Here is a 9,913-nt window from a genome sequence, read left to right as displayed (position 1 = left end):
CGCCACAACCGCCCCCGCCGCCACCCAGCGCACCACCTGAAACACCGACCGAGTTGCCACCGGACATCAAGGAACCGGACGTTCCCGACGAACAAACGCCGCCCGCGGGCGACCCGCCGCGCGACCCGAAACCGATCGTTTCGATCCATTGAGCGCGACGACCGCGTTCATCCGCTGTTACCCCCGGGAGAGATGGCAAAAGATGGCATCATGCAAAGCGCCGCGCAACACAAACCCGGGACGGTGATCCCTTGAGCGCCTCGGTTTCACGGGCCGAGGCAGTGCCTGACCCTGGTGCACGCGCGGCGCGGAGAACGCCAGCAATGACCCATGTCCTGATCGTGGATGACGACGTCGACTCTGCCGCGATGCTCAGCGAGCTGATCGCGATGCAGGGGTTGACGGTGGCATCCGCCCACTCGCTGCGCGAAGCGCGCAAGCAGCTCGCCCTGCAGGCACCCGACCTGGTGCTGCTGGACTTGCGCCTGCCCGATGGCAGCGGCATGGATCTGTTCGCCGACCCCGAACTGCTGGCCAACGCCGAGGTGGTGCTCATCACCGGGCACGCCAGCCTGGAAACCTCCATCCTGGCGCTGCGCCTGGGCGCGGTGGACTACCTCGTCAAGCCCATCAACCTGAAGCACCTGCAGGGGGTGCTTTCGCGCGCCACCAAACCCGCGGTGCTCAAGGCCGAAGCGGCCGACCTCACCGCGAACGTCGCCACCACCGGCAGTTTTGGCCAGTTGTGGGGGCGCACGCCCATCATGCAGCGCGTGTACGAGCAGATCACGCGCGTGGCGGGTTCGGGCGTGACCGTGTTCATCACCGGTGAGAGCGGCACCGGCAAGGAGGTGGTGGCGCAGACCATCCACGACCTCAGCCGCCGGCGCAAGATGCCGTTTCTCGGCGTCAACTGCGGCGCCATCTCGCCCAACCTGATCGAGAGCGAAATCTTCGGCCACGAAAAGGGCAGCTTCACCGGTGCGGACCGCCAGCACCAGGGCTTCTTCGAGCGCGCGGCGGGCGGCACCCTGTTTCTCGACGAGATCACCGAGATGCCGCTGGACCTGCAGGTCAAGCTGCTGCGCGTGCTGGAGACCGGGCGCTTTCTGCGTGTGGGGGCCACGCAAAGCCAGGAGACCGACGTGCGCATCATCGCGGCGACCAACCGCTCGCCGATGCAGGCGGTGGCCGAAGGGCACCTGCGCGTGGACCTGATGTACCGGCTCAACGTGTTCCCGATCGACCTGCCGCCGCTGCGCGATCGTCTGGCCGATGTGCCTCTGCTGGCGGAGCGTTTCCTGCGGCTCATGGGGGAGCAGGAAGGGCGCGAAAAGCGGTTCCTGCCCGAGGCGCTGGAGCAACTCGTGGCCTACGACTGGCCCGGCAACGTGCGCGAACTGCGCAACGCCGTGCAGCGCGCCTACGTCATGGCGCCGGGCGACACCATCGACGCGCAGTGGCTGCCGCAGCGGGCCGAAGGCGCGCCCGGCGCGCTGGCACCGAGGGCGAGCGGCCCCGCCCCCGCGCCGGCGAGCGAACCGCGCGCGGAGATGGCCCTGCAGCAGGGCGAGCCCAATGGCTCGGTGTTGCTGCCGCTGGGCATCTCGCTGGCCGAGGCGGAGCAGACGCTCATTCTGGCCACGCTCAAGCACTACGGGCGGCAGAAAGAGCGCACCGCGGCGGCCTTGGGCATCAGCCTGAAGACCTTGTACAACCGCCTCAAGCAGTACGCGGCCGACGACAAGGTGTGAGCCGGCGCGTGTGACAAGGCACGCCATTTGCCGGATGGGAGGAGGCAGGTCTGCATCTGGCGAGCGCCAGTGTGCAGGCCGTTGTTTTCACTTCGCCAGGAGCACCCCATGTCACACACGAGCAGCATCCATCCCTCGGCATCCGGTCCGATGCACGATGCCAACGCCCACCGCGACAACACATCGGCAGACGGCAGCGCACTGGTCTCACGGGTGGCGCAAGGTTTGCACGAAACGGTCGACCGCGTGGCCGACAAGGCCACGCCCGCGGTGCAGAAGCTGGAGTCGACCGTGGCCCACGCCAACGAGTCCATGCACGACCAGTTGCACCGCGCGCGCGAACTCGGCGACGAATGGACCACGAGCTTGCGCGGTACCGTGCGCGAGCACCCTCTGACCTCGATCGTGGTCGCGCTGGCCGCCGGCGCGCTGATCGCGCGCATCTCGCGCTGACGGCCCAAGGAGGCTTTCCATGACCGACAAGAAACCGTGCGTGCTGGAAGGCGCCCCTGCTGAGGACGCTCGCGCCACCGACGGCGAGGCCTCAGGCCATTCGCGCCCCTGTGCCTTGTTGTGTCCCGATGGCGCCGCCACGCCGGTGCAGCCGCCTGCGCCCGAAGACGAAAGCGCCGATCCGGTGGGCGATGGCCACAGCGACGCCGAGTTCGCGGCCGAGCATCCGAGGAAGGACTGACGGCCGCGGATGGCCCCAAAAAAAGGCCCGCATGGTGCGGGCCGATGGGGAGGAAGCACGTTCAGTGTGTGACAGCGGCCTTGTGCTGGTCGCGCAGCGCGCGGATCTGGTCGTGGTTGCGTTTCACGCCTTGTTGTTGCGCTTCAACGATGCTGCGAACCTCGATCGGCAGGTCTTCCTTCAGCGCCTCGCGGTAGGCCTTGAGGGCCGAATCCTCGCCGCGCTCGGTTTCTTCGAGCATCGCCAGGTCGCTGTAGCCCGCCAGCGTGCCCTTGACGGCGACCCATCCCCGGTGCATCGAACCGGCGGCTGTGCCACTGTCTTCAGGCTTGCCACCGCGTTGCACCACGAGGGTCTGCAACTCGGCCGCAGCCCTTTTGCAATCTTGAGAGCGGGCATCGAACAGCTGCTTGATCTGCGGATCCACCGCATGGTCGGAGCAGGCCTTGAAGCCGTACTCGCCGTCCTTGCAGGTTTCGATGAGTTTGTTCAGGGTGTTGATGGTGTGTGTGTCTTTCATGGCGTTCCTTCAAGGGTTGAACAGGACGCCGGCTCGGCGGACATCAATACGAAAGCCCGTCGCGTCCGACACTGAAGATGCGGCATTTGGCGTACCCGCCACACCCCCCGTTTTGCCCGTGGCATAGCACCCGCTTGCGCACGAAATCCGCCCGTGCTGCGGCAACTTTTACCGCAATGCCGCTTGCGCTGCGAACCCGTCCACGGCGGCGCTTTGGCACCCCGCTTGCCCTTGTCGGGTTGCTGCATTCCATTTTTGGCGCAGTGCTTCTCCAACCAACGAGGACCCGACATGAACCGTTCCATTCACCATTTCAAGACATGGCCCCTGGCCGCGATGGCCATGGCTGTGGCCTGCTCGGTCTCCGCCCAATCGGAGACGCTGCGCACCGATCTGCCGGCCACCACCACCGTGGCCCAAAGCACGACCACCACCACCACGGCACAGCGGCGCGCCTACGCACCTGGCGAGGGCAATTTTTCGGTCATTCCGTACACCTCGCACGGCTATGTCGGCATCAACCTCGGGCAATCGGACTACGACCTTGCCTGTGTCGGCGGCTTTGGCTGCGACAGCAAAGGCAACGCCGTGAACCTGTACACGGGTGGCATGTTCAACCGCTATTTCGGCGCGGAGCTGGGCTACGTCAACCTGGGCCGCATGGACCGCGGCGGTGGCAGAACCGAAGCGCACGGCCTCAACCTGAGTCTGGTGGGCCGCGTGCCCCTGGGCGTGGTGCACCTGTACGGCAAGGTGGGCGGTTTTTACAGCCGCACCAAGGTCACGGCCAGCCCGCTCTCGGGCCTCGCCACCGGCAAGGAGAGTGGCTGGGAAGGCTCGTATGGCGCCGGTATCGGCTTCGACCTGAGCCCGCGTTCCTCCATCGTCGTGGAGTGGAACCGCTACGACCTGCGCTTTGTCGGCACGGGCAAGCACGAGGTGGACACCACCAGCATCGGCTACATGCACCGGTTCTGACCCCGATGCCCCACCGGTCAAGGGGCAGGCGTCACACCGTGCACGTCGCCAAGCCGGCGGACGCGCACGAGTTGCTGGCTTGCATCGCGCGCTGGCATGGGGACAATGGCCTGCCGCGTTCGCGCGCCACAACCGAAAGGTGATGCCATGTCCGTGTTGCAGACCATCTGGGCCACCGTGCAGGCCGAGTTCGGCGACTTCGCGGAGGTGGAACGCATCACCCGCACCACCTGGCGCATGGGTGAAGCCCTGCTGCTGGGCGCGGCCATCGGTTGGGACCGCGAGCGGCGCGACGCCGAGGCCGGCTTGCGCACCCACATGCTGGTGGCGCTCGGCGCGGCGCTGTTCGTGCTGATCCCGCTGGAGTCGGGCATGAACGACGAGCAGCTCAGCCGCGTGGTGCAGGGCCTTGTGTCGGGCATCGGTTTTCTCGGCGCGGGCGCCGTGCTCAAGGACCAGGAAGAGGGCCGCATCCACGGCCTGACCACCGCGGCCAGCATCTGGGCCACGGCCGCGGTCGGGCTGGCGGCGGGCATGGGCCTCACGGGCACGGCCGTGCTGGCCACCGTGTTCATCCTGCTGGTGCTGGTGTGGTTGCGCCGCCTGGGGCGTGCGGCGCACAAGCAGCGCGAGGCCGAGCAGGATGCTTCGCGCGACCACAAGGGTTGATGTTCAGCGCGCGCGCGGCGCCTCGTGGCGCTGCGCGAATGCGCGCGTGAACTCCGCGCCGAGCAGGAACACCTGCGCGGAGTAATACACCCAGAGCAGAAAGATCACCAGCGACGACGCGGCGCCGAACACCGACGCCACGCCACTGCGGCCGATGTAGGTGCCGATGAGCGCCTTGCCCACGGTGAGCAGCACGGCGGTGATGGCCGCGCCGATCCACACGTCGGCCCAGGCCAGTTTCACGCGCGGCATCCATTTGAAGATCATGGCGAAGAGCACGCTGAGAAAGGCCAGGCTCAAGGCGAAGTCCACCGCGCTGGCGACCACCGCCAACTCACCCAGCCAGGGCGCGGCCCATTTGCTGAGTGCGGCCAGCGCGGCGCTGAGCACCAGCGACACCATGAGCAGGAAGCCGATGGCCAGCACCAGCCCGAACGACATCAGGCGCGAGCGCAGCAGCTCCACGATGCCGCTGTGGCGCGGTGGCAGGTCCTGCGTGCGCCAGATGCGGTCCATGGCGTTGCGCAATTCCGCGAAGACCGTGGTCGCGCCGATAAAGAGGGTGCCGAGGCCCACCAGTGTGCCGACGATGCCGGCGCTGGGCTGGTTGGCCTTTTCGACCAGGCTGTTGATGGTGACGGCGCTGTCGGTTCCCACCAGCTGCGTGAGTTGCGCGAAGATTTCACCGCGCGCCGCGGCTTCGCCAAACAGCAGGCCGGCCACGGAAATCACGATCAGCAAAACCGGCGCGATCGAGAACAGCGTGTAGAACGCCAGGGCGGCGCCCATGCTCGGTGCGCCATCTTCGAAGAAGTTGACCACCGTGGCGCGCAGCACGCGAACGATCATGGGCTGCGGGTCTCCCCGCCGCCCGCCGGGCCGCTGGCGTGCGACTGGGCGCTGCGGGTGGGGCGCGCGGGTTCGGAAATGTCGGCCAGTGCCGCGCCGGCCTGGTCCACGTCGCCCTTGGCGGCGAGGTCACCGAGCGACAGGATGCCGACCAGGCGGTTCTCGCGGTCGAGCACCGGCAAGCGGCGGATCTGCAACTGCTGCATGCGCGCGGTCACGGTCTCCAGCGCCTCGTCTTCGAACACGCACTCCACCGCCGTGCTCATCACGTCTTTCAGATGGGTGCGTTTGAGCGAGAGTTCCTGCGCCACGCCGCGCAGCACGATGTCGCGGTCGGTCACCATGCCGACGATGCGCGTGCCGTCGCACACCGGCAGCGCACCGATGTCGAGTTCCTCCATGGCCTGCGCGGCGAGCACCATCGAGTCCTGCGGGGAGAGGGTTCTCACGCCGCGGGTCATCACATCTTTCACGGATTTCATGGGGGTTCTCCTGCATGGGTTGAAAGCGATCACCCGCCGCACGCAGCGGGATGTGGATGCAGGGCAGTTGCCGTGCCCGTGTCCGAGCCCTGCGGGCACGGTGTTTGCCAACGCAGTCCGTCAGCGGTTTTGATCCCCAACCAAGGAGCAGGAATCATGGTGGACGTGTTCGTCTGGTTGTTGGTGGGCGGCGTCGTCGGCTGGATGACCAGCGCGATCATGCATCCGATCGGCCCCCGGGGCCATGCGTTGAACGTCTGCGTGGGCATGGTGGGCGCGGCCCTGGGTGGCTGGCTCATCCCGCCGCTGATCGGCGTCGGACCGACGGGTCAAGGCGTGCTCAACCTGGGTGCGCTGCTGGTGGCGCTGGTTGCCGCGATCCTGTTGCTGGCCATCGCCAATCTGTTCCAGCGCGAGGACGATGAAGCGAATCCGAATGCCTCGGCCGTGTCCGACGAACCCTGAGCGAACCCGGCGCACCTGTCGGCATTTTTTGCCGCAACTCAGGGCGCGTGCTTCCAAGACCTGTGCCATTTTGTGAAACGTGTGGGCGCATGTGTCGCGCTCACGCGGGCAGGTGGCGTGTGACGCCCCTGAGCGCGGCCATTTGTTCGAATCTGTTACGGCGTCGCCCCAGCGGCACGGTGGTTGCGTGCCTGCGCCGTGCGGACGCCGCCGGGTGTGCCGCAGCCGAAAAACCGGACCCAGGAGGAAGTCACATGATGCAGATGGACGTTCGCGCGGACCAGCGCCACAGCCAGACACTTTCACCCCGCTTGCAGCACGCCGTGCGCCTGTTGCAGATGTCTTCCCTGGACTTCGGCACCGTGGTGCGCGATGTGCTGGGCCGAAACCCGTTTCTGGAGGCCGAAGAGCGCGACGATGGCGATGAGCGCGACGATGCGCAGGACGCGGTGATCGACGATCCGCAGGACGGACCCGATTTGCCTGAACGAACAGCCCGGGATGCGATGGAGGACGTGGCCGAACGCGCGAATGAAACCGATCGCGACCTGTGGCTGGCCGACAGCTTCGCGCCCGCGCGGCCCGCGCACGAAGGCGATGTGTCGGCGCTGGACTTCATGGAGGCCGACATCTCGCTGAGCATGCACCTGCATGCCCAACTCAACACCCTGACCCTGTCGGAGCGCGACCTCGCCTTGGCGCGCGTGGTGGTGGAGTCGCTGGACGACGATGGGTACCTGCGCACGCCGCTCAACGAGCTGCTGGCGGTGGCCGGGGCAAAGCCCGAAGCGGCCTTGGCCGAGATGCAGATCGCGCTGAAGCTGGTGCAGTCGCTCGACCCGGCGGGGGTGGGCGCCCGGGACGTGGCGGAATGCCTCGCGCTGCAGCTCCCGCAGATCGAATGCCCTCACATGCGCGAGATGGCTCGCGCGATCGTGAAGGACCACCTGGGCGATCTCGCCGCGCGCGACATGCTGGCGCTGGCCCGCGCGCTCGGCCATTCGCCCGCCGAGGTCGAGGGGGTGTGCGACCGCATCCGCCGCCTGGACCCGCGGCCGGGCTGGCGCCTGAGTCCGCCTCGGGTGAACTACATCGTGCCCGACGTGATCGTGCGCAAGGACCGCGGCGACTGGCAGGTGCAGCTCAACGCCGCGATCGTGCCCCGGGTGCGCGTCAACGAGGTCTATGCGAAGCTGTTCCAGCGCCACCGCTGCGCCGAGAACGCCGAGATGGGCGCGCACCTGCAGGAGGCGCGCTGGACGCAACGCAACGTCGAGCAGCGCTTCTCCACCATCCTCGATGTGGCCCAGGCGATCGTGCGCCGCCAGCGCCACTTCTTCGAGTACGGCCCGATGGCGATGAAACCCCTGGGTTTGCGCGAGATCGCGGACGAAGTGGGCATCCACGAATCCACCGTGTCGCGCGTGACGAACAACAAGTACATGGCCACGCCGACCGGCGTGTACGAGCTCAAGCACTTCTTCTCGCGCGCCATGGTGAGCGCCAATGGCAAGGTGTGCTCGGGCACCGCCATCCGCGGGCTGGTGCAGGACATCATCGAGGCCGAGTCGCACGAGCAACCTCTGTCCGATGCCGAGATCACGCGCCAACTCGCACGGCAAGGCCTGACGGTGGCGCGGCGCACGGTCACCAAGTACAGGCAGATGCTCAAGATCGAGGCGGTGGGGCGGCGGCGGCGCCACACCCCGGCGCAGACCGCTGACCTTCAGTGATCGGGCAGATCGCCCGGATGGGAGGTCTGAAAGTCCGAGTGCAGCCCATCCAGCACACGGACGAGTTCCTCCGGGCCGACCGGTTTGAGCAGGTGGTGGTCGAACCCGGCCATGCGCGCGGCTTCCCGGTCGGTCGCCTGGCCCCAGCCGGTGATCGCCACCAGGTGAATGCCCTGCGTGAGCGGGTCGGCCCGCAACTGGCGCGCGACCTGGTAGCCGTCGAGCTTGGGCATGCCGATGTCGAGCAGGGCGATGTGGGGCGGGTTCTCGCGCGCGTGGCGCACGGCCGCTTCGCCATCGTGAACCACGGTCACCCGATGGCCTTTTGAAGACAGGATTTCCGCGAAGCTCTCGGTCAGATCGACGTTGTCGTCCGCGACCAGAATGCGCAGTGAACGTGGAGGCTGCACGGATTCCAGCGCGGCATGCTCGCCGGCGGCTGGCGCGGGGCCGCTCACGCGCGGCAGGCGCACCGTGAAGCTCGAACCGCGGTTCAAGCCCTCGCTGTGCATGGACAGCATGCCCTGGTGCAACTGGATGATCTGGCGCGACAGGGTCAGGCCCACGCCCAGGCCGGTGTTGCCGCGCTGCAGCGTCTTGTCCACCTGCTCGAACAGGTCGAAGATGCGCTCCTGCATGCCGGGCTCCACGCCGATGCCGGTGTCGACGACGGCCACCTTCACCCAGCCTTCTTCGGCGCTGAGCCCGATGTCCACACGCCCGCCTTGCAAGGTGTAGCGGCAGGCGTTGCTCAGCAGGTTGGCAAACACCTGCGTCAGGCGGATGGTGTCGCCTTGCACGTACAGCGCCTCGTCCGGCGCGTGCAGCGCCAGTTGCAGGCCCTGGTGGCTGGCGAGCTCTTGCGCCCCCTGCGCGGCGGCGCTCAGCAGTTCGCCGATGTCCACCGTCTCCAGGTTGAGCGAGAGCTTGCCGGTGGCCACGCGCGAGGCGTCCAGCAGATCGTTGATCAGCCGCACCATGTGCTTGAGCTGGCGCTCGAGTACCGCCAGCGCCTTGTCGCGCGCCTGGGGCGTGGCCGCCGGCATCTGCAGCAAGGCCACGGCGCTGGTCATGGGCGAGAGCGGGTTGCGCAGCTCGTGCGCGAGCGTGGCGAGGAATTCGTCCTTTTGCCGATCGGCCTTGCGCAGCTCGTGTTCGACGCCCTGGCGCGTCACCATCTCGCGCTCGAGTTCGCTGGTTCGCGTCTCGCATTCGGACAGCATGCGGTTGAACGCGTCGACGAGCAGGCCCACGTCCTTGTAGTGGGTGGCCGGCGCCCGCAGCGCCCAGTTGTGGCTGCCGATCACCTCGCGCGCCACCTCGGTCATCTTCTCCAGCGGCACGGAGAGGCGGCGTTGCAGGTGAACGAAGAGGTAGAACGACGCGGCCAGGCTCACCGCGCTGACCGCGAGCACGATCAGCGCGAAGTCCGCGAACCGGTCCCACACACCGTGTTCCGCCTTCAGGTACAGCACACCCAGGCGTTGGCCATCGCGTTCGATGGCATGGGTCATCTCCAGCGTGGAGCCGCTGAAGCTCGGCCCCCAGGTGGGCGCATCGGGCGCGATGCGCGAGGGCAAGGCATCGGGCGTGGGGGTGTGAAACGCCAGCAGCGCGCCGTCGGCGCCATACACCGCCGCCGCGCGGATGCGGGGTTGTTTGCGCAGCAGGTACAGGACCTCCCAGGCCGCCTTGGCATCCCTCGATTCCACCGCGGTGGCGGTGGAGCGGGCGATCAGGTCGGCCTGGGCGCGCATGTCGGCCACACC

At 67.6% G+C, this 9,913-nt stretch carries 11 protein-coding genes; 7 read left to right on the top strand and 4 right to left on the bottom strand.

The features are described from left to right. Window positions 1–323 precede the first annotated feature (323 nt). From FFS09_RS11190 to FFS09_RS11180, 3 genes are all read left to right on the top strand, one after another. Window positions 324–1,754 (top strand): sigma-54-dependent transcriptional regulator, encoded by a 1,431-nt coding sequence (locus FFS09_RS11190; RefSeq protein ID WP_137918947.1) that lies wholly within the window; start codon window positions 324–326, stop codon window positions 1,752–1,754. Window positions 1,755–1,862: 108 nt separating this feature from the next. After that, complete coding sequence (locus FFS09_RS11185; protein ID WP_137918946.1) at window positions 1,863–2,207, top strand: ElaB/YgaM/YqjD family protein; 345 nt, start codon at window positions 1,863–1,865, stop codon at window positions 2,205–2,207. A 19-nt stretch (window positions 2,208–2,226) separates the two neighbouring features. Then, window positions 2,227–2,448: a hypothetical protein gene (locus FFS09_RS11180; protein ID WP_137918945.1), complete on the top strand. Its 222-nt coding sequence runs from the start codon at window positions 2,227–2,229 to the stop codon at window positions 2,446–2,448. A 61-nt stretch (window positions 2,449–2,509) separates the two neighbouring features. Here FFS09_RS11180 and FFS09_RS11175 read toward each other — a convergent pair whose 3' ends face one another. After that, on the bottom strand, window positions 2,510–2,968 hold the full coding sequence (locus tag FFS09_RS11175; RefSeq protein WP_137918944.1) for a PA2169 family four-helix-bundle protein: 459 nt from the start codon (window positions 2,966–2,968) through the stop codon (window positions 2,510–2,512). A gap of 291 nt (window positions 2,969–3,259) precedes the next feature. On the opposite strand from FFS09_RS11175, the gene FFS09_RS11170 reads away from it, so the two are divergent. Next, on the top strand, window positions 3,260–3,946 hold the full coding sequence (locus tag FFS09_RS11170; protein ID WP_137918943.1) for an outer membrane beta-barrel protein: 687 nt from the start codon (window positions 3,260–3,262) through the stop codon (window positions 3,944–3,946). Between the two features lie 147 nt (window positions 3,947–4,093). After that, window positions 4,094–4,615 (top strand): MgtC/SapB family protein, encoded by a 522-nt coding sequence (locus FFS09_RS11165; RefSeq protein WP_137918942.1) that lies wholly within the window; start codon window positions 4,094–4,096, stop codon window positions 4,613–4,615. Window positions 4,616–4,618: 3 nt separating this feature from the next. On the opposite strand, the gene FFS09_RS11160 is transcribed toward FFS09_RS11165, so the two are convergent. Both FFS09_RS11160 and FFS09_RS11155 read right to left on the bottom strand, forming a co-directional pair. After that, window positions 4,619–5,464 (bottom strand): YihY/virulence factor BrkB family protein, encoded by an 846-nt coding sequence (locus tag FFS09_RS11160; RefSeq protein ID WP_137918941.1) that lies wholly within the window; start codon window positions 5,462–5,464, stop codon window positions 4,619–4,621. Further along, a complete protein-coding gene (locus FFS09_RS11155) occupies window positions 5,461–5,946 on the bottom strand; it encodes a CBS domain-containing protein (protein WP_137918940.1) in 486 nt (161 codons plus the stop codon). The genes FFS09_RS11160 and FFS09_RS11155 overlap by 4 nt, the downstream gene beginning before the upstream one ends. Window positions 5,947–6,102: 156 nt before the next feature. Here FFS09_RS11155 and FFS09_RS11150 point away from each other — a divergent pair, with 156 nt between their 5' ends. Together FFS09_RS11150 and rpoN are read left to right on the top strand one after the other, a co-directional pair. Next, complete coding sequence (locus FFS09_RS11150) at window positions 6,103–6,411, top strand: GlsB/YeaQ/YmgE family stress response membrane protein (protein ID WP_252374326.1); 309 nt, start codon at window positions 6,103–6,105, stop codon at window positions 6,409–6,411. A 254-nt stretch (window positions 6,412–6,665) separates the two neighbouring features. Then, the gene (gene rpoN, locus FFS09_RS11145; protein ID WP_137918939.1) at window positions 6,666–8,144 is read left to right on the top strand and encodes an RNA polymerase factor sigma-54; all 1,479 of its coding nucleotides are present in this window, start codon (window positions 6,666–6,668) and stop codon (window positions 8,142–8,144) included. Here rpoN and FFS09_RS11140 read toward each other — a convergent pair. Beyond that, entirely contained in the window at window positions 8,138–9,901 is a 1,764-nt protein-coding gene (locus FFS09_RS11140) for an ATP-binding protein (RefSeq protein WP_137918938.1), read from the bottom strand. The genes rpoN and FFS09_RS11140 overlap by 7 nt on opposite strands. Between the last annotated feature and the right edge of the window lie 12 nt (window positions 9,902–9,913).

This window comes from Hydrogenophaga sp. 2FB (genome assembly GCF_005503365.1).
Taxonomy (GTDB): Bacteria; Pseudomonadota; Gammaproteobacteria; order Burkholderiales; family Burkholderiaceae_C; genus Hydrogenophaga.
This window is presented reverse-complemented; position numbering and strand designations above follow the sequence as displayed.

Bases quoted from the DNA above. Each gene is read 5' to 3' on its own strand.
- FFS09_RS11190 (WP_137918947.1), top strand. From the start codon at position 324: ATGACCCATGTCCTGATCGTGGATGACGACGTCGACTCTGCCGCGATG.
- FFS09_RS11185 (WP_137918946.1), top strand. From the start codon at position 1,863: ATGTCACACACGAGCAGCATCCATCCCTCGGCATCCGGTCCGATGCAC.
- FFS09_RS11180 (WP_137918945.1), top strand. From the start codon at position 2,227: ATGACCGACAAGAAACCGTGCGTGCTGGAAGGCGCCCCTGCTGAGGAC.
- FFS09_RS11175 (WP_137918944.1), bottom strand. From the start codon at position 2,968: ATGAAAGACACACACACCATCAACACCCTGAACAAACTCATCGAAACC.
- FFS09_RS11170 (WP_137918943.1), top strand. From the start codon at position 3,260: ATGAACCGTTCCATTCACCATTTCAAGACATGGCCCCTGGCCGCGATG.
- FFS09_RS11165 (WP_137918942.1), top strand. From the start codon at position 4,094: ATGTCCGTGTTGCAGACCATCTGGGCCACCGTGCAGGCCGAGTTCGGC.
- FFS09_RS11160 (WP_137918941.1), bottom strand. From the start codon at position 5,464: ATGATCGTTCGCGTGCTGCGCGCCACGGTGGTCAACTTCTTCGAAGAT.
- FFS09_RS11155 (WP_137918940.1), bottom strand. From the start codon at position 5,946: ATGAAATCCGTGAAAGATGTGATGACCCGCGGCGTGAGAACCCTCTCC.
- FFS09_RS11150 (WP_252374326.1), top strand. From the start codon at position 6,103: ATGGTGGACGTGTTCGTCTGGTTGTTGGTGGGCGGCGTCGTCGGCTGG.
- rpoN (WP_137918939.1), top strand. From the start codon at position 6,666: ATGATGCAGATGGACGTTCGCGCGGACCAGCGCCACAGCCAGACACTT.
- FFS09_RS11140 (WP_137918938.1), bottom strand. From the start codon at position 9,901: ATGCGCGCCCAGGCCGACCTGATCGCCCGCTCCACCGCCACCGCGGTG.